Annotated in this window: 20 protein-coding genes; 3 read left to right on the top strand and 17 right to left on the bottom strand. The window is 40.7% G+C overall.

Annotated features, from left to right (window positions below):
• Nucleotides 1-21 precede the first annotated feature (21 nt).
• The 9 genes from CXF72_RS20015 to CXF72_RS20005 form a co-directional block, all read right to left on the bottom strand.
• On the bottom strand, nucleotides 22-258 hold the full coding sequence (locus CXF72_RS20015) for a LysR substrate-binding domain-containing protein (protein ID WP_269801161.1): 237 nt from the start codon (nucleotides 256-258) through the stop codon (nucleotides 22-24).
• A gap of 55 nt (nucleotides 259-313) precedes the next feature.
• Complete coding sequence (locus CXF72_RS20010; RefSeq protein ID WP_269801163.1) at nucleotides 314-436, bottom strand: LysR substrate-binding domain-containing protein; 123 nt, start codon at nucleotides 434-436, stop codon at nucleotides 314-316.
• Between the two features lie 395 nt (nucleotides 437-831).
• Nucleotides 832-1,197 (bottom strand): Na+/H+ antiporter subunit G, encoded by a 366-nt coding sequence (locus CXF72_RS07140; protein ID WP_101038111.1) that lies wholly within the window; start codon nucleotides 1,195-1,197, stop codon nucleotides 832-834.
• A gap of 9 nt (nucleotides 1,198-1,206) precedes the next feature.
• A complete protein-coding gene (locus CXF72_RS07135) occupies nucleotides 1,207-1,476 on the bottom strand; it encodes a K+/H+ antiporter subunit F (protein WP_101038109.1) in 270 nt (89 codons plus the stop codon).
• Nucleotides 1,470-1,970 carry a Na+/H+ antiporter subunit E gene (locus CXF72_RS07130; RefSeq protein ID WP_101038107.1) on the bottom strand — a complete coding sequence of 167 codons (501 nt, stop codon included), beginning with the start codon at nucleotides 1,968-1,970 and terminating at the stop codon, nucleotides 1,470-1,472. The genes CXF72_RS07135 and CXF72_RS07130 overlap by 7 nt, the downstream gene beginning before the upstream one ends.
• Nucleotides 1,970-3,481, bottom strand: coding sequence for a monovalent cation/H+ antiporter subunit D (locus CXF72_RS07125; RefSeq protein WP_101038105.1), 1,512 nt, complete (start codon nucleotides 3,479-3,481; stop codon nucleotides 1,970-1,972). Before CXF72_RS07125 ends, CXF72_RS07130 begins: the two co-directional genes overlap by 1 nt.
• Nucleotides 3,481-3,834, bottom strand: a complete 354-nt coding sequence (locus CXF72_RS07120) for a Na+/H+ antiporter subunit C (RefSeq protein ID WP_101038103.1) — start codon at nucleotides 3,832-3,834, stop codon at nucleotides 3,481-3,483. The genes CXF72_RS07125 and CXF72_RS07120 overlap by 1 nt, the downstream gene beginning before the upstream one ends.
• A complete protein-coding gene (locus tag CXF72_RS07115) occupies nucleotides 3,834-6,629 on the bottom strand; it encodes a monovalent cation/H+ antiporter subunit A (RefSeq protein ID WP_101038101.1) in 2,796 nt (931 codons plus the stop codon). Before CXF72_RS07115 ends, CXF72_RS07120 begins: the two co-directional genes overlap by 1 nt.
• Nucleotides 6,630-7,169: 540 nt before the next feature.
• Entirely contained in the window at nucleotides 7,170-7,292 is a 123-nt protein-coding gene (locus CXF72_RS20005) for a hypothetical protein (RefSeq protein ID WP_269801159.1), read from the bottom strand.
• A 183-nt stretch (nucleotides 7,293-7,475) separates the two neighbouring features.
• Between CXF72_RS20005 and CXF72_RS07110 the strand changes: the two genes are divergently transcribed.
• Nucleotides 7,476-7,691, top strand: a complete 216-nt coding sequence (locus CXF72_RS07110; RefSeq protein ID WP_157823209.1) for a hypothetical protein — start codon at nucleotides 7,476-7,478, stop codon at nucleotides 7,689-7,691.
• Nucleotides 7,692-7,970: 279 nt separating this feature from the next.
• Here CXF72_RS07110 and CXF72_RS07105 read toward each other — a convergent pair whose 3' ends face one another.
• On the bottom strand, nucleotides 7,971-8,855 hold the full coding sequence (locus tag CXF72_RS07105) for a LysR family transcriptional regulator (RefSeq protein WP_101038097.1): 885 nt from the start codon (nucleotides 8,853-8,855) through the stop codon (nucleotides 7,971-7,973).
• A 492-nt stretch (nucleotides 8,856-9,347) separates the two neighbouring features.
• Between CXF72_RS07105 and CXF72_RS07100 the strand changes: the two genes are divergently transcribed.
• The gene (locus CXF72_RS07100; RefSeq protein WP_101038095.1) at nucleotides 9,348-10,178 is read left to right on the top strand and encodes a sulfite exporter TauE/SafE family protein; all 831 of its coding nucleotides are present in this window, start codon (nucleotides 9,348-9,350) and stop codon (nucleotides 10,176-10,178) included.
• A gap of 134 nt (nucleotides 10,179-10,312) precedes the next feature.
• Here CXF72_RS07100 and CXF72_RS07095 read toward each other — a convergent pair whose 3' ends face one another.
• The gene (locus tag CXF72_RS07095) at nucleotides 10,313-11,356 is read right to left on the bottom strand and encodes a methionine synthase (RefSeq protein WP_101038093.1); all 1,044 of its coding nucleotides are present in this window, start codon (nucleotides 11,354-11,356) and stop codon (nucleotides 10,313-10,315) included.
• A 28-nt stretch (nucleotides 11,357-11,384) separates the two neighbouring features.
• Nucleotides 11,385-12,362 (bottom strand): DUF1852 domain-containing protein, encoded by a 978-nt coding sequence (locus CXF72_RS07090; RefSeq protein WP_101038227.1) that lies wholly within the window; start codon nucleotides 12,360-12,362, stop codon nucleotides 11,385-11,387.
• 953 nt (nucleotides 12,363-13,315) lie between these two features.
• Between CXF72_RS07090 and CXF72_RS07085 the strand changes: the two genes are divergently transcribed.
• Nucleotides 13,316-13,867: a nucleoside deaminase gene (locus CXF72_RS07085; RefSeq protein WP_101038091.1), complete on the top strand. Its 552-nt coding sequence runs from the start codon at nucleotides 13,316-13,318 to the stop codon at nucleotides 13,865-13,867.
• Between the two features lie 146 nt (nucleotides 13,868-14,013).
• On the opposite strand, the gene CXF72_RS07080 is transcribed toward CXF72_RS07085, so the two are convergent.
• The 5 genes from CXF72_RS07080 to CXF72_RS07060 form a co-directional block, all read right to left on the bottom strand.
• Nucleotides 14,014-14,367 (bottom strand): hypothetical protein, encoded by a 354-nt coding sequence (locus CXF72_RS07080; protein ID WP_101038089.1) that lies wholly within the window; start codon nucleotides 14,365-14,367, stop codon nucleotides 14,014-14,016.
• 58 nt (nucleotides 14,368-14,425) lie between these two features.
• Complete coding sequence (locus tag CXF72_RS07075) at nucleotides 14,426-15,535, bottom strand: NAD(P)/FAD-dependent oxidoreductase (protein ID WP_101038087.1); 1,110 nt, start codon at nucleotides 15,533-15,535, stop codon at nucleotides 14,426-14,428.
• A gap of 316 nt (nucleotides 15,536-15,851) precedes the next feature.
• The gene (locus CXF72_RS07070; RefSeq protein ID WP_101038085.1) at nucleotides 15,852-16,079 is read right to left on the bottom strand and encodes a hypothetical protein; all 228 of its coding nucleotides are present in this window, start codon (nucleotides 16,077-16,079) and stop codon (nucleotides 15,852-15,854) included.
• A 483-nt stretch (nucleotides 16,080-16,562) separates the two neighbouring features.
• A complete protein-coding gene (locus CXF72_RS07065) occupies nucleotides 16,563-17,111 on the bottom strand; it encodes a hypothetical protein (RefSeq protein WP_101038083.1) in 549 nt (182 codons plus the stop codon).
• A 569-nt stretch (nucleotides 17,112-17,680) separates the two neighbouring features.
• Nucleotides 17,681-18,832 carry a glycerate kinase gene (locus CXF72_RS07060; protein ID WP_101038081.1) on the bottom strand — a complete coding sequence of 384 codons (1,152 nt, stop codon included), beginning with the start codon at nucleotides 18,830-18,832 and terminating at the stop codon, nucleotides 17,681-17,683.
• Nucleotides 18,833-19,197 lie beyond the last annotated feature (365 nt).

Genomic DNA, 19,197 nt, shown 5'->3' with positions numbered 1-19,197 from the left:
ACATCGATACGAACAACAAAGCTACTTCAATGCCCTACCGTGCGACTCAATATGCTTTAAAAATGCAGAAGCCATTAAAGTGGTGCGTTTTGATGATGAGCACATAAAAAACCAATGGGAATCTATCGGCAACTCTTTTACAAGTAAGCGCACTAAACCACTTTGTCCCCCATAAGTAAGGGTGTGAGCAGATATAATTGAGATCCCTAATTTAGACATGACCGCATGATTAATCGCTGCGTTACTTTCAATGGTCATTTTTATATTCGCTTACAATTTATGCTGTTTAGAGAAAGTCTCAATAGCACAACGCCTACCAGAGAGCATAACGCGTACCAGAGCCTTTTCCCCGCATCAAAAATGGCACCTCACATAGATCAGCCAAACTAATTGACTCTTTTTTTACGAGAGGATGGTCTTGATGGGCAATCGCCACCAATGGATTATCTAGAAACGCCAAGCTTTGGGCATCAATATCCTGAGGTGGATGACTAATACCAAATCCATTAATTTTCTGTTCATTTATGCTGGTTAAAATACATGCTAGCTAGACATAAAACTACGTTTTAGTCTTTGTTATTGATTTTATAATTAGAACAACTAGTTACTGCAATCAATGCCTTGCTTTCATGCATTTTTCCGGCGCCTAAACAGATCACTTAATTAGTAGAATTGGTATAAATAAATAAAAATCATCAATGCCTTGTTTCATCCGTTCAATCGTTTTTTCCCTATTGCCAATATTTAACTGGATATCGGGAAACGACAGAGAGGCCCATTGTGGAATGCTTGTTTGGATTATCTGCTGCAAGAAGTTCTCAATACTAACGTCTACTCATCATCAGGACGTTGGTGTAAGTAAGCCTTTTTAGCCAAATGTTGATTTTGGGTGTTATCCTTCATATTTACTTTATAGTGTAAGCCTGCTTTAGCTAGCATATGTGCGGCTACGGGCGCGGTGATCAACAAAAATATGCTTATCAATGCTTCTTTCAAGTTCACATGGCCAAGTTCAACGCTGAAAAATATCATCGAAGCGATCAGGATACAGCCGACCCCTACGGTGCTGGCTTTAGTTGGCGCGTGCAAGCGAGTAAAGTAATCAGGGAATTTTGCTAAGCCAATAGAACCAATTAGCGTAACAATGCTACCCAACACCAATAAAACACTCACCACTATTTCTAAAAATACACTCATCACTCTTCCTTATTCGATAATATCGCCGCGCAATAAGTACTTACAAAAGGCCGAAGTACTTACAAAGCCAAGCAGTGCAATCAATAATGCACCTTCGTAGTAACTGGGCGAGCCTTGGTAAAGCCCTAACAAGATGATCAGTGCAATACTGTTAATGTACATGGTATCAACGGCGATAATTCTGTCAGGGGTAGTGGGGCCAATGATCAAGCGCCAAGCATTTAAAGCTAAAGCACAACCAATTAAGGCGCAAGAAATCAGTATAGCGTAACTTAACATTCGAAAATCTCCTTTAAAGGCGCTTCATAACGATCTTTGATAAGGTTAATTAACTGTTGCTCGTCCTCAAGGTGCAGCACGTGTACATACAGCCATTGCCTGTCATCCGACAATTCTACGCTCACAGTGCCAGGTGTTAATGAGACGCTGCTAGTAAAGATGGTGAGTGGTAAAGGCTCATTAATGGCTAAAGGCACCGCAATAAAAGCCGGCTTTAAACTACGGTTGCTTTGCAGTACGCGTTTCGCTACGTCGTAATTAGATACTACAATGTCAAAGAGTAAACGAAAGATATACGTCAATACTTTGAGAGGCTTTTTTGCTACCGGTTCTTTCTCACTGAGCGGTGCGACAATCCAAGGGATAACAATGGCAAACACCGCCCCTAACACCATATGACCACGACTAAAATCATGCAAAATTTGCCACACTAACCATAGCAATATGCTGTAGTAAGGAGTGGGGAACCAAATAAACTTACGCACTTTATCCATTATTTAGCTACCTCATTAAGTTGTTGCAAGCTTAAACCTGCATTAAGTTGCTCTGCTGCCAATTGCGCATAATTGCTGACTGCTCCTCCAAAAATCACCATCAAAGGTAGTATTGCCACCAATAAGCCAATGGCTAAATACTGAATAGGATGACCTTTTAGCGCGCTGGTATTTTCGCCAGTGGTTCTCCAAAACAATGAGGTGCCAGCCCGAGATAAGGCGATTAAAGCAATCAGCCCTGCGCCTAATATTAGTGGCCAAATCCAAATTGCTTGGCTTGCTTTGGTCACTGATTGTAAAATTAAGGCTTTACCTACAAAGCCTGACAGTGGTGGCATACCAATTAAACCTATCGCCAACAAGGCAAAGATAAAGCCCAAAATGCCTGCCTGTGGCATTGATCTGGCGGTTACAAATCGATCTTCCGCTTTACCGCGTTGCTGCTGAATTAATCCCGCTAGCAAGAACATAGCGGCACAAGCGACTGTACTATGCAGTAAGTAATAAATACCAGCTGTACTCGCCTGTACCGTATTCAAGCTAATGGTCACCAGCACAGTGCCTACTGATACAATAACTAAGTTACTACAAAGCACCCGCAAACTTTGGCTAGCCAATACCGAAATAGCGCCAATAGCAATGGTTAATAAAGCAATAGGCCATAACCACGGTAAGGCGATATTCGCCAGCTCACCGGCTTGGTCGCCAAACATAACGCCATGCACCCGCCAAATACTATAAATACCTACCTTGGTCATAATTGCGAATAGCGCGGCCACTGGAGCACTAGTGCTCGCGTAAGCTTTTGGTAGCCAGAAATGCAGGGGAAGCATTGCTGCTTTCAAACCAAAAACAGCCAATAGCAATAATGCCCCTGATTTGGTGATCAGTAACTCATTGCGCGATAGTAGCGGGATTCTATCAGCCATGTCGGCAAAGTTAAGTGTGCCTAAGGTCCCGTATAAGGTACCTAACGCAAACAAAAACAGCGACGAGCCAATTAAGTTAAGAAATACATAATGGATGCTTGCCTGTATTCGCTGTTTGCCACCTCCGTGCATCATTAATGAGTATGAGGCAATCAGCAATATTTCGAAAAACACAAATAGGTTAAACGCATCGCCAGTTAAAAAGGCACCGTTGATTCCCATCAATTGGAACATAATGAGTGGGTGAAAAAAGGCGCCATTTTTATCTTCCCCGGCACTGGCATACATAGTTACCGCTAAGCCTAAAATGGCACTTAAGCAGACCATTAACACCGAGAAGGCATCGGCCATTAATACAATGCCAAAAGGCGCGGACCAATCACCAAGCGCATAGACTTGAATCCCCTGGTCTTTAACTTTTAATAGCAACACAAACGCAACGACGACCATTAAAATATTGGCCGCAATGGTCAATATCCGTTGTTTGGCTAACGAGTTATTTAAGCTTGGAAAAAGCAGAGCAACAGCGACGAAAAAGGGTATTAAAACCGGAAAAATAACTAAATGGTCAAACAAACTCATTAGGATTTTTCCTCCGCAGCTAAGCGGTCAAAAGGCTCTGTACCATCTACGTGGTCATTACCCAAGTCCGAGCGTCCACGCATTGCCAAAATCACTGCAAAGGCAGTCATCGCAAAGCCAATAACAATAGCAGTAAGCACCAAGGCTTGCGGTAATGGATCAGCATAATTTTCACTGCCGTTAAGTACCGCTGGTGCACCTATGGTTAATCCACCACTGGCAAATAGAAACAGGTTAACAGCGTAAGACAATAAAGTAAGGCCAATCACCAAGGTAAATGTGTGGCCACGTAACATTAAAAAGATGCCACAGGCACTCATGAAGCCGACACACACGGCGTAGACTAGTTCCATTACCTTTCTCCTTCTGTGATTCGTTCTTTAGTGGTTAGCTGGCCTAAGCTGGCTAATATAAGCAGGGTTGCACCGATAACGGTGAAGTAAACACCGAGGTCAAATACCAATGCACTGGTGAGTTCAAATTTACCTATCCATGGTAGTGACACATATTCAAACCAGGAGGTTAAAAAAGGTCGGCCAAAAATCCAGCTGCCTAAGCCGGTTAATCCGGCGGTCACTAATCCAATGGCGATCATATAGCGGTAACTAACACTCACACGTTTAGTCATCCAATCAACACCGTGTGCAAGGTATTGTTGAATTAAGGCAATTGATGTAATCAAACCGGCAATAAAACCACCTCCTGGTAAGTTATGCCCGCGTATAAATATGTAAGCAGAAATAAGCAAAAAAAGCGGCAACAAGCTTTGCGATACGACCGATAGTAATACTGGATATTTATCTTTAGCCCATAGGCGGCCATCGTGATCTTTCGTGCGCATTGATAACCGCATGCCAGCAATTAGCTTGTAAATACCTAATGCTGCAATGCCAAGTACCGTAATTTCACCAAAGGTATCAAAGCCACGGAAATCGACCAAAATAACGTTAACCACGTTAGTACCGCCACCGCCTGTTTTAGCATTTGCTAAGAAGAACTCAGAAATACTCTCCAAAGGATTGGTCATTAAGGCAAAACAAATACTACCGATAATACCGCCTATTAAAGAGGCTATCGCTAAGTCGCGAACAAAGTGACTAGGCCGACTTTTACTGGTGGGGGTATGTTGAGGGAAGAAATATAGCGCTAGCAATAACAAAATCACCGTTACAATTTCTACCGAGAGCTGGGTAAGGGCCAAATCGGGTGCCGAGAAGTAAGCAAAGGTTATCGATACAACTAAACCGACTAACGACAACATTAATAAAGCAATCAGACGGTAATGGCTCCAAATTACGGTTGCAAGCGAACCTGCAATTAATAAAATAGCAGCGACAATCACTGCGCCATTCATTGGGGTGCCTGATAGGATTCCTTTAGTAGTATCTAACTCTAACAAGGGAGGTGCTATCAGCAATAAGGCGAAGAAACACAGGCAAAAAGCATAACGTTGTAAAGAGCCATTTTCCAATTTTCCCGTTATTTTTTGCGCCCACTTCACGCTGGCCTGAATAACACCTTCAAATTCAATTTTCGCATCAATAGCCGGGAACATCCCTGAAAATTTGAATAAATGTTTACGGTTCAGATAAATGCCTAAACCACCAACAATCGCCAAAGCACTCATCATTAATGGAATGTTAAATCCATGCCAAAGGGCCAGATTATACTCAGGTAGAGGATGATTGAGCACCGTTAATGACGCACTTTGTAGCAACGGGCCAATGGTATAATTAGGGAAGATGCCTACCAACAAACAAATCGCTACTAATACTTCAACGGGAACGCGCATATACCGTGGTGGCTCGTGTGGCGTTTTGGTTAACCCCTTTGGTTCACCGTTAAAGAATACATCATGAATAAAACGCAGTGAGTAAGCGACGGCAAAGGCAGCAGCAATCGTAGATAATACTGGAATTAACCAGGACATGGCGCCTAAAATGCTTTGATCTAACGTTTCTGCAAAGAACATTTCTTTAGATAAAAAGCCATTGAGCAGAGGCACGCCGGCCATCGATGCCGATGCCACCATCGCTAACGTGGCAGTGATAGGCATGTATTTCCATAAACCATTGAGTTGACGCATATCTCGCGAGCCTGATTCATGGTCAATAATTCCGGCAGCCATAAATAATGACGCTTTAAAAATGGCATGATTCATGATGTGAAATATCGCGGCAATAGCAGCCAATTCGGTATTTAAACCGAGTAACAATACAATCAAACCAAGGTGACTAATGGTCGAATAGGCTAACAGACCTTTTAAATCATGTTTAAATAATGCGGTATAAGCACCTAATAACATAGTGAATAAACCGGTTAGAGAGACCACCACAAACCACACTTCTGTACCCGCTAATACCGGGTAAAAACGAGCCAGTAAGAAAATACCCGCCTTTACCATGGTCGCCGAGTGCAAATAGGCACTGACGGGCGTAGGTGCAGCCATTGCGTGGGGTAGCCAAAAGTGGAACGGAAATTGTGCTGATTTGGTAAATGCACCAATTAAAAATAGACTTAAAATTGCTAAGTAATAAGGGTGTTGTTTTACTAACTCACCGCTATTTAACACGACATCTAAGTCGTAACTACCTACGACTTGGCCTAACAATATTATCCCGGCCAATAAAGCTAAACCACCGGCACCAGTAATGGTAAGCGCCATTCTTGCGCCTTTACGCGCATCGCTATTGTGTGACCAAAAACCAATCAACAAAAATGAGCTAATACTGGTTAATTCCCAGTAAAACCATAGTTGTAGCATGTTGTTTGACATAACAATGCCGAGCATTGCCGTCATAAACATGATTAAGTAGCAGTAAAAAATCCCCATATTGTCTTTTTCAGACAAGTAGTAGCGAGCATATAAAATCACCAGCAAACCAATGCCCAAAATGAGTAAGCTGAATAATGCAGACAAGCCATCTAAGCGAAACGATAGCGCCAAACCTAACTGCGGGATCCACTCAATGCTCTGGCTAAAAGACTGTCCGGCAAATACCGCAGGCAAGTCGAGCAAAATGAAGCAAAGGGCTAAAGCCGGGAGCATCGCGGTAGCCAGCGCACAAGCGCTGCGACTGAGTTTATTGGTTAATAAGGGAACAATAATCCCTAACATGGGTAAAAATGGTACCCAAAAATAATACATTTCAGCAAAACTCCATTAGCTTATTAGTTGGTATTTCTGAACAACAATAATAATTAATTGAATAAAAATCAATGCTTTGTTCAGTCTAGTCGATTTAAGTTACTAATTGATTCATATTCATACTATATCCATTGAGCTTCGTCATCGGCTACCAATAACCACTTTTGTAGCTAACCCGCAATCATCATCGCGATTGTTGGCTTAAGTTGTCAATGAAATAACAACGCGGATAAGACGATATTGAAACGGATCTGCTGAGTACAAATTGCGAGATTTACTCATATTGATATAAAGCAGAAAATGATTGAGTCATCAATTAGAAGCGATAAAATAGCAGATCAGAAATATCTGTTAAATAGAGAAATACTTTATCGGGTTATTTTTGATAATGATTCCCATCAAACAGCTTACGTCTGTGCTTAATCACTTGCTCTCGCGCTTCAGCTAGTCTAACCTCTGAAATAATCAGCAACATAGGTTTAATGCTGCTAATCCATTGAAAATCAAAAATAGCCACTGCATTTTTAGTGAGACGGACAGTTAAACCATCACCACGGTCAGATATTTTGAGGCTTCAATATAAGCAGCCTTGATACTGCGATGTTTTGAATCAGATAATGCCATCGTCCACCGTGGTGCAACGTAAGTTAAAGTATAATCCAATTTGTGATCCAAAATCAGCAAGCGGCACAGAATGACAAGCAATAACATCAAACGAAAAAATACTTTAAAAAAAGGTGTTAATTCAATTTATCGATAACAAACTACAAATTGCTATTTAATTGTTACTTTCTTGCCTAAAATGTAGACGCTGACTAAAATCGAAGTAGTGTATAAAACATACAGATGAGGTCGGTTATGCATCTTGAATTAATGTCAGATGACGAAGAGAAAATGATCACTGAAAATCAACATTCTGAAGGTGATGAATCACAATATAGCGGACTCGAACGCCGTATGGAGCAACGTAGGAAGAAGGTCGACCGTCGAGAAATGGTCCGTTTTGAGGAGAAAGCTCCTCGCCGCAAAGGGTCAGACCTACGTAGTGAAGTTAAATTGTAGGAGGAACGGGATAGAAATTTCTGATTGATAGCATCAAACTCAGCTTTGTTTATAATTACGAGTCTATTAGTGGCAGCGTCGGCAGCATCTAACTTGCTCTATTCAATATCGAACCTGCTAAATTAATTGAGCAATCGGGGCGCGTCTTGTCTTTTGCCATCATTAAGTTGAAATTGAGTAATTTTACAGACAAACAGCATAAATTTTTCTAAGACGCAATGTTCCCCTTTGCGACTCAGAAAACTAACTCGCTAACGCCCCAACAGTGTATTGATGTAATTATTTTGTTTTTTTAGCTTGAGCAATGAAATCTTTTAAATAGCCAACTTGCTGTTCGTCCTTGCGAATACCTACAAATATTTGTTTACTAATACCTTGTTCTCCCAAACGGATGCTTTTGATTGGCATTGATTTTGAGTACTCATCTACTAGCCAGCCAGGCAAGGCACAAACACCTCGACCAGCGGCTACCATCTGTAACATGATCTCAGTTGTTTCAATAAGTTTGTGTTTTTTTACCGAACATTTTGCTGGATTAAGAAATTGGCTAAAAATATCGAGCCTCATCGGCTCAACAGGATAACTAAACAGCACTTCTTCGCTTAGTTGCTCGGGTAATACAAAATCTTGCGTTGCCAGTTTGTGAGACGCGGAAATAACGAGTCTATGTTCATAGTCAAAAACAGGTATGTAGTCTATTTTAGGTTTAAAGAGCGGATCGGGTGTAATAAGTACATCTATTTCGTAACTAAGTAATGCACCTAAAGCGCCAAACTGAAATTCCTGTTTGACATCCATATCGATGTCCGGCCACTGCTTAAGATAAGGCTGTATGACTCTGAGCAACCATTGATAACAAGGATGGCACTCCATTCCTATTCTTAGCGACCCCATTTCACCTTTGGTAATCTGATTTAATAATAATTCCGTATGTAAAAATTGAGGCAGTATTCTGCTAGCAAGCTTTTGAATATGCTCACCTGCAGCGGTAAGACGCAGATTTCGACCCTCTTTTTTCCATATCTTAGTAGCAACTTGGCCTTCTAATTTCTTGATGCTGTGACTTAACGCCGATTGGGATAAATGTAACGAATCAGCAGCTTTAGTTAAGGTTCCATGTTCTTTTATTGCGGTTAGTATTTCTAAATGGCTCCGATCTAACACCTGTTAACTCCTATCTTTAATTTAAATGATGAGTAATGTTCATTGATTGATGAAATTATATCATTTCTTTCATCTAACAAGTTTATTTACAATTAACTAAATAGGAATAAATAATCAAGACAATACGTTATCATGCGTTTTACCAGAAGCGAACGGATGAGAGATGCTGAAGCTGTTGTTTTACTTAAAGACCTAATACCAAAAGAACTAAAAAGGTGATCACCCTTGCTGGTTTAAATCATCCCTAACTGCGTTGTGAGTTTTATTCAAAACATCCTGTTTTTCACCACTTTGTGGTCAGCTAAAGCGGTTCAAAATCGTTCCATAGGATTTTGTGAAGAAGAACAACTCTCAAATGCAACTTAAGTGCTGATTTTACCTTCGCTATCATTGATCACTTCATTAATTCTTTGGTCTAACAACAGGGGCGGCAACGATTCCAAGTGTTAACGGTAAGGTCTTTGTCAGTAATTAAAATATAAGTAGTAGTTAATGAATATCATTGAATTTATAACAAATAATATCTCTACCTTTTTAGCATTGGTCACCACAGGAGTATTTGCAGGCATTCTAGCAGGCTTATTAGGCGTAGGCGGCGGTATCGTCATCGTGCCGGTACTATTTTTTTTGTTCCAGAGCTTTGGTGTATCACCAGAATCAGCGATGCTAGTGGCAACAGCCACCTCACTTGCCACCATAGTACCAACGTCTATTAGTTCAATTCGTTCGCACAACCAAAAAGGTAATGTGGATTTTGACCTTCTCAAACGTTGGGCTGCATTTATTATTGTTGGTGTATTGGCGGGTAGTTGGCTAGTAACTCGCGTTGAAGGCACCCTACTTACTCTATTATTTGGTGTTATAGCGACCTTATCGGCACTAAACATGCTGTTCAGAACGGGAAAATCCGCTCTGTATCAACAACTGCCTAATAAAGTAGGACAAACGGTGATGGGGACATCTATTGGCTTTTTCAGTTCTATGGTGGGGATTGGCGGGGGTACTATTTCGGTTCCATTACTTACCCTATATAACTATCCCGCTCACAAGGCCGTTGGCACGGCTGCGGCAATAGGGTTAATCATTTCACTGCCGGGTGCGCTAACTATGTTGGTCTTTGGCAGCACACCAACCGATGCACCCGTTGGTACATTTGGTTTGGTCAATCTAATTGGTTTCACTTGTATTGTGCCACTAACGGTATTATTCGCACCGGTAGGGGCATCACTAGCCGCTAAATTAGATGCGCTAAAATTGAAGAAGATATTTGCCCTCGTATTACTATTGACTGGCCTGCGCATGTTGGCGCAACTTTTCCTATAAGCTTTGTCTCTGTTAATTTTTGTTAAACAATAAAGGGTATGCTCTTCACTATTTTCAACCTTTAGTAAAGAGCTACCAGTTTGACAATGCATCAAACACAAAAAAGTAGCCCTGTTATACATATTGTATTGGTACTAGGCCGAGAGTTCTTTTCGGATTATTTCGGCACCTGCACTTAAAGCATGTAGTTTCCCTCTCGCTACATCACGAGATAAAGGGGCCATGCCACAGTTGGTACAAGGATAGAGCTTGTCGGCATCTACGTATTTGAGTGCTTTTCGTAGGGTATTGGCGACTTCCTCTGGTGTTTCAATGTTATTGGTTGCAACATCAATGGCACCTACCATCACTTTTTTACCTCGAATAAGTTCGAGTAGCTCAATGGGAACACTAGAGTTATGACATTCTAGCGAGATAATATCGATATTAGATTTTTGCAGTTTGGGAAAAGCTTGTTCATATTGTCGCCATTCAGATCCCAAGGTCTTTTTCCAATCTGTATTGGCTTTGATGCCATAGCCATAGCAAATATGTACAGCCGTTTCACAATTAAGCCCTTCAATTGCTCTCTCTAAACAAGCAATCCCCCAATCATTAACCTCATCAAAAAACACATTAAATGCAGGCTCATCAAATTGAATAATATCAACACCCGCAGCTTCTAACTCTTTGGCTTCTTGATTAAGGATTTTGGCAAATTCCCAAGCGAGCTTTTCGCGACTTTTATAATGATCATCATAAAGTGTATCTACCATTGTCATGGGACCTGGCAGAGCCCATTTAATTGGTTTATCGGTTTGCTGACGTAAAAGCTTAGCATCTTCAACAAAAATGGACTTAGGGCGAGAAAGAGCGCCAACCACCGTCGGTACACTCGCATCATAACGATCACGAATTTTAACGGTTTTACGATTTTCAAAGTCAACGCCGGTTAAGTGCTCAATAAAGGTAGTCACAAAATGTTGGCGCGTTTGCTCGCCATCACTCACAATATCAATTCCGGCTTGTTGTTGTTCATGCAATGACAGACGTAACGCGTCGTGTTTGCCGTCAATTAATTCTTCACCCTGCAATTTCCAAGGTGACCATAGCGCTTCTGGTTGTGCAAGCCAAGAAGGCTTAGGCAAACTGCCTGCTGTTGATGTAGGTAATAGTTTTTTCTGAATAAGTGTTTTCATAATAAATGCTCTTGTACCTTTGGATGAATTAAAGCGTGTTATTAGCAGACCACTGCTCAAGCACTGTTTGATACGGTTTGATAAAGTGCTCCTCAGTAAATTTGCCCTGCTCAATAGACAACTTACTGCGCTCTTCTCGGTCATAAACAATTTGAGTTAATGAATGATCTTGGTTGTTCAAATTTGGTTGATAGGTATTTCCTGCAACTGCATTCGCATTATAAATTTCAGGCCGGTAAATCTTTTGAAACGTTTCCATCGTGCTGATGGTGCTGATCAGCTCAAGATTACTGTAATCATTAAGTAAATCGCCAAAGAAAAAGAAAGCCAAAGGCGCAACACTATTAAGCGGCATAAAATAACGAACCTGTAAGCCCATTTTTTTAAAATATTGCTCAGTCAAAGAGGATTCATTAGGTTGATATTCAAAACCTAATAAAGGATGTTGATTTCCCGTTCTCTGATAGGTCTTGTTACCCGAAACACTCAGGCAGATAACCGGTGACTTATTAAAGTGTTGTTTATAAGTATCTGAGTTCACGAAATGTTTAAACATTTTTCCATGTAGATCCCCAAAATCATCTGGAAGGCTGAAGTTGCTTTGACCTTTATTATGATCAGGCAACAACACATTAAAATCATAATCTCGTACATAAGAAGAGAAGTTATTCCCGACAATGCCTTCAATGCGCTCGTTGGTTTGATGATCAACAATATTTGTTTTCAATACTTCAATGGATGGAAAGGTGTCGCCACTGCCTTCAATATCCAGATCAACAGAAATGATTTCAAGCTCGACAGAATAACGTTCGCCTTTTGGGTTATCCCAATACGCTAAGGCATTAAAGCTATTGTCGATCATTTTTAACGCGTTGCTCAAGTTCTGTTGACGGCTCTCTCCTCTGGCTAAATTAGCAAAGTTGGTCGTAAGACGTGTACCGTCTGTAGGATGATAGTTTTTATCGAAACGAGTGTTCTTAATAGTAAATGTAAAATCTTTATTCATGATCATCTGGTATCCAATTTGCTGTAATAAAACCTGAAATTCTTTGCTCTTTATGGTTTTATTAATTTAATTTTCTGATTTTTCAGTCTGTAATCATCACAGTGTTTTTTATTTGTGCCTCATCGCCTAGTCAAGAATCAACTGTAATACTGTCTAAAGTTAAGAGCTGAGAGTGTTTTATACTTGGAACGTTACATAAATAAAATTGATTTTATTTCATTGATCTATGAGATTTTTGCATGAATAGCTTAAATGACCGCTGTGGTGGCATGGTTGCCAGAGACCGGTTAGGAGTCTGACCCATTATCTAAGCATCGATATTCTCTGAAATCTCAATGCTATTGGAGTCGCGTCTTGCCTTTTAGTTGGTTACAAATTTGTAGGTTTGAAACCCATTATGGGGACGAAAACACCTTAGCGAAATGGTTCAGTCGCACATAAAAATTTAAATCGGCTTTGCAGGCTAGGAACTTTGATTTTGGGATAAAGCGAGCGTAAATGGGGTGATATCGACAGATAAATAGTGCAAAAGCTCTCAGGCAGTTTGTGCCCCTTTTAGCCATAGAAAACTAATTCGCAAACGCACCCATAACCCCTTACAAAACATAAAACAGTGGGCAGATTTACTTGACCATTAAAACCGAAAGAGTTGCTATTGGTGCTAAACTTATTTTAAACCCATTAATAATGGTAGAGCCAATCGGAGGAAGGCAATGAACTATAAGCCTATATTAGTCGTTGTTGATTTATCTGAATCCGGTGAAGTAATGATCAATACAGCAATCTCGTTAGCTAGAGATGCTAATTCTAAAATTTCAACACGATAAGTATTCAATTATAGAAACCGTTGTCCCATTTTACATTTAAATAATACTCGATATCCAATCTGTCTAATTATCCGTCAAAACCTTTGTAGATTTACATTTGCAGCAATTTAGAGGCTTAATCACTTTATGGACGATCTGACAGAATTAAAAAAAGCGTTGCTATCCCATCGAATAGACAGAAATTTCCCCGAAGAATCTCTAGGAAAAAGATGTTGCGAAATCGCCTGTGTGTCTCTGGAAAACGGTTGTTATGGGGTGGGAGCTATCCTGGTCGATAAAACTGATAATATTCTCATTGAAGCGGGTAACGAAATATTCCTCAAGGGGTTTCACTCGGCAAGGCATGCCGAAATGTTGGTTATTGACCGTTTTGAATTACAATATCCCAAATATGGTGATCGCAGCGGGTTAACTATGATGGTCTCTCTTGAACCATGCCCGATGTGTCTCACTCGGTTACTGCTGGCCGGGATTGGTGAAATAGTCTATCTGGCCAATGACGATGCGGGCGGTATGGCAGGAAGGATCGACCGAATGCCTCCTGCCTGGATTAATCTGGCCAGCCTGCAAAACCGCAGATTGGCCAAAGTCTCCAATACCCTTGAGAGCCTGGCCACACGCTTGGCCGCTTGTCGTTTAGGCGAGTTACGGAACCGCCTTCTTGCTAACATCCGTTAATATTATAGTGATAACAACTGTCAGCTGAGAAAATAGATATTAGAAAATAAAAAGTTAAGGCGCTTGGGCCGAAATCGTTCCAGCATTGCAGTTAATTGACATCAATTTACTGTTAAGCCGCTTTGTGCGCCTAAGAGGCTAACTTATTAGATGCGGACTATAGTAAATCGATTATCAAAATTCATTTTCTTCAATATTTCTTCTAATGCATTTAACTCCTCTTTGTCTACACGCTTCATATCCATAATATATTTATTTTTTTGATCAGTAATTTCAACAATATCAGTTCCTAGCGCCACACTTTTTAGAAGAGAGCTTTGTTCATGATTTTTGAATGAAACGGCAACGCCTCGCTCATGATCATCCAATAGAGGCTCATATATTGGCGTCCTCATCAGGATCAGACTTTCTATCGAGAATAGCTCTGAATCAGAGACTGCAAATGATAATATTAAGTCTATACCCTCGTCTTCAATATTTATAAAACTGACTTTTTTCATGGCTCTTATTTCACTTATTTGATTTTTATCATATACCGAATAATAAGCTGTTAACTCATTACAAAACTTGGAATAGTTTTATAAATTTTCTATCGATGTGATCTTTAATAATAAAAGCAATTTTACCTGAGAATGTAAGGAACGATTTGGAGAACACTCCCTCCCCATCTCCGAGATTATAAATCAACAGGTAATCTCCCCCGGGCGAAAATTTTTCTAACGGCTTTCCCTCCAGCGCTGCCATTAAATTATTATATAACACTACATTTTGACGCACTGCATAAACACCTACCTTATTAAGTGGGTGATCCGCATAATAGATACAATCCCCCCCACCAAAAATATTGGTGTGGCTGGTCGATTGTAAAAATGAATTCACTTTTAAACCGCCCTCAGGACCCGTATCCAGGCCCGATTGAGAAAAAATTTTCGACGGCTTAACACCTAGCGCCGGAAAGATAATATCAGCCGTATAGCTAGTATCATTTGCTACAGTAATCTTGCCATTAGCTACTTTTTCAACATACCCTTTTTCTATTATTTCAATCCCTTTACGGACCAGCAATTTACGGACAAGCTTTCGTACTCTAGGGGATACCTTGGACATTAGCCCAGTTCCACTGAAAAGCCGTATATGCGCTTGGTGTAATGCTTTTTCTTTACATAATTGATGAATATTCCCGGCGATTTCAACGGCAGCAGGTCCCCCGCCAAGAACAGCGATTGAAATAGGGCCATCCCTTAACTTCCTAAGAATGGTCTCTTTGGCTAGGTTTAGTTCTTCAATAGGTTTCGCCGTAAAAACGTTATGACTATCCCCTTCAACCATATTTTTAGGGACATAAGAACCCGCATTACAAGAGAGAAGATCATATTTAATCTCCTCATCACTTTCCTGCAGATACACAATTCGTTTTTCGGGATCGATTCGGCTGGCATGTGCTTTAACAAATCTGCCACCCTTACTTTCAACCAGTCTTTTAGTCGCAAAACGGATATCATCAGGCTCGTATGTACCACCCAGCATCCCAGGTCCCATACCACTATAATAGTGATAGTCAGCAGGTTGAATGACGGTTACTCGATAGCCTTTAGATATAAAGGTCTCTAATTTACTCAGGGTTATCATGTGCGCATGCCCCCCTCCAATCAAAACAAGACTTTTCATAGCAGTTCATCCCTTCGGTTGTTCAATGCGTGAACCCAGCATTGCAATGTGACTATGTTATTGAACCACCATTTTATGAATATCAATTGCGGAAATATCAATTATCAATTACGGACATCCATTAATTAGAATAGCTATAATTTAACGTAAAGACTCATAAATATCAGCCCTGATAAGTAGTATTTATTAAGGTAGGGAGTAAAATTTCATTGAAAAGCAGGTTAAATGGTTCGATGGACTGAATTTAACGCGTGTTTAAGACCCTCAACGAGCAGAGATGCATAAGCTGTCATTAAAATATTTTCAAATCAAGGGATTAATGTAAAGATCGATGCAGTACATTTTTCTTAGCAATCCAACATTTACCTGTATGTTCAGCGTAAAAGGCTAATTCTTCTAACGATCCCAACGCACCCTGATAATTTTCACCAAAACTACTCGCTAATTCACACCAGGTTTGATCATCAATCCCTAATACATCAAGTAATTGAGGTTGAGTGCCTAATACCGCACTCCGCTTATCATTCCGTAATACTCCGCTCATCCAATCCAGTAATTCATATAATCAATCAGTGAAAAAGGAATGCCTTGCGCCCACAAAACCATACAAAGGTTTAATGGGCCCATTTTCGGGCGCCTCAGTCATGTATTGACTGGCATTACCGTGAATGCGCTCATGGGCAGAAGTGTATTCAGAGCGTTTATGCTATTGGCCATTTGGGCGCGTATCGGGTTTAAATCAACGTAAGCCATGCAGGTAATTAACCCATGTTCATCTAATAAAGCCTGCGATTTATAGCGCCCCTCCCACCAATATTTCGGGAAAATATTGGAACAGCCTTAGCTGGCCCGAAGGGTAAGCGCCATGGATGGCAGCCAATAGAATCGACCGGAACAATTGTCTTCTTTATTCGCTTTACGGGCGATATACGCAGCAAACAGAATTAGAAAAAAATTCTGCAATACGTATTAACGCCCTGTTAACTGCGAAATATTGCGGGCTAAAATTTAATTATTTAGCTCTTTATTACTTAGTCATTTGTTGATGCATTGCTTTAACTAAAGCAACTAGTGCATCTTTGGATAACTTATCAGCCTTTTCAACGGTCTCAGCCAGATTTTTTTTGTTGGCAACAATTGGCGTGAAATCAATTGCCGGCTTAAGTACCGTTTTGATTAATTTGTTAGCCGTTTCAGGATCATTGTTCGCAATAATAGCTAACACTTCAGCTTTCATTGCTGCATTTTTATCCAGCAGTAGCTTAGAAATATGCGTGAAACCCACTATTTCACATTGCTCTAATGTGCCAAATTTAGGCAACATACGCCAAGAAATCAGCGTATTAGGCGTCACATCTTCAATATCCGTTGAACATTCAGCGATAACGTTTGACCATACCCAATCAAGAAAAGCTTCATCACTACAAAGGATCTCTCTTGCTTTGTTGCATGCTTTACCAATCTTATACTTAGCTTCTCGCTTCTCTTCTGCTTTTGGTGCATTGGACTCGATGTAATGTGTTGTATCTAAGTATTGTAAGATCGTATTTTTTTGTTCTTTTAACGCTGAGCTCATTGAGTATACCTATTTTATAACACCTCATTATTGGGTGTCTTGACGAATTAAGCGCAGTGTATCTTACCAAAATAAAGAATCTAGAAATATGGAGCGTTTGTTTGCATTAATTTCATTGCGTATAGAAAAAAAGACGGGACATTCAATCTTTTTTTAAAAACCAAAGCAATGCGGCTACAGATTCCCCGTCCATTTTGCTGTTGAAAGAGCATGACTCCCTCGAACTGCGAAACTGCGTTTTGGTTTCTCATCATTTAAACGCCGTCAAGGGTGGAACTCCAACAAAAATTTCGGACCGGCATTAATTGCAAGGGCTATAATTTAATGTAAAGGCTCATAAATATCAGCCCTAATAAGCAGAATATTAGACATCATCTTGTTTCGGGATTAAAACAAAAACACGCGCCCTCATATAACCTGCAATGCCGAATTTTTGTGCTTTATTAAAAAAATTAAAAGCAAAAAAAGAGATGTTTTTCAATATTTCTTTTTTAATTTTTGGATTTAAGTAAACTTATGCTTGAACCGCTTTTCCTTTTCTTATCATCTTAATCGCCACAGTGAGCGCTTTACTTTAACGGCAGGCGATTTCCCATCATTAACGTCGCTGCAATATTTCTTGCCGTTCGCGTTAAGTTGCCTTCAGCTTCACTTAATACCTGTGCTAAAGCCTGAGGAGAACGAACTGTGCCAAATATACTGCCGATGGTGTCATATAACGCTTCTACTTCGAAGCCTAAGGATCCGGCAATAGCAATCACAGGAATATTTCGAGCCTGTGCGCGCTTGGCAATACCAAAGGGTGTTTTCCCGTTAAGTGTCTGATTATCCATCTGACCTTCACCGGTGATCACTAAATCCGCACCTTGTAATGCATCATCCACCTTTAAAATATCCAGTACCATGTCGATACCGGCTTGAATTTGAACATTAAAGGCTAAAGATAAACCTAATGGTGCGCCGCCTGCAGCGCCGAATCCGGCACTTTTGTGCTGCTTGATATTGGTCGTCTGCGCAGCAATATCGGCAAAATGACTTAAGGCACGGTCAAGTAATTCAACCATCCTCAGGGTTGCCCCTTTTTGCGGGCCAAAAACGTGACTTGCACCATTCTCCCCGGTTAAAGGATTTGATACATCACAGGCAACGATAAATTCAATCTTTGCACAACGTTTATCCACATTGCTTAGATCAATAGCCGCTAAATCAACAAGCGCAGCGCCGCCAACGGGCAGTTGATTGCCCTGTGCATCCAATAATTGACCGCCAAGGGCTTGTAAAATACCCGCGCCGCCATCATTGGTTGCACTGCCGCCTAAACCAATAATAATTTTTTCAACGCCTAAATCTAATGCCTGCAATATTGATTGTCCCGTACCAAAGCTAGTCGCGATCAGCGGATTACGTTGCTCCGGCGTGATTAAATCAAGACCGGAAGCCGCCGCTATTTCAATTAATGCCGTTTTAGACTGACCTTCATGAAGCAAAGCCCAGACCGCATTAACATTACCTGAAATAGGCCCCTGTACATCCTGATGCTGTCTTTCCCCGTTTAGCGCATCAACGAGAACATCAACAGTCCCTTCCCCGCCATCTGCAAGCGGAATCTTGATAACGTCACTGTTCGGGAAAATTTGCAAAAAACCTTTTTCAATACAAGTTGCCACAGCCATGGCTGAAAGCGATTCTTTAAAGGAATCGGGTGCGATAACAATTTTCATCATTTCACCTGTTAGCCCCTTATCAACAAAGGGGGTTTAGTTGTAATTTGAGTATTACTTAGAATTTAACACGGAATGTTTTAGCCTGACACTGGGCTAATGTGCCAAAATCCTGTGCTTTTTGTGCTGCTACATCCGCTTTTAGCGTTTCATCCATTAAGGTTTCAACCCACTCAGTAACCGGGGTTGTAAACTCAACGGAGCCCGCTGCAGTTGCTGTTTAAGAGGGATTCTAAACACCCATGATTAATCCATCTTCATCTTCCGCCTTTTTCAGAACACTTAATACCAGGCCAGGTTTCTGAGTGCTTAATAAGCTGTAGGTTAATGGTAAATTCTGTTCACCCACATTAAGTTTCATCGCA

Origin of the sequence: Psychromonas sp. MB-3u-54, from assembly GCF_002836415.1 — a bacterium.
Classification (GTDB): Bacteria; Pseudomonadota; Gammaproteobacteria; order Enterobacterales; family Psychromonadaceae; genus Psychromonas.
This window is presented reverse-complemented; position numbering and strand designations above follow the sequence as displayed.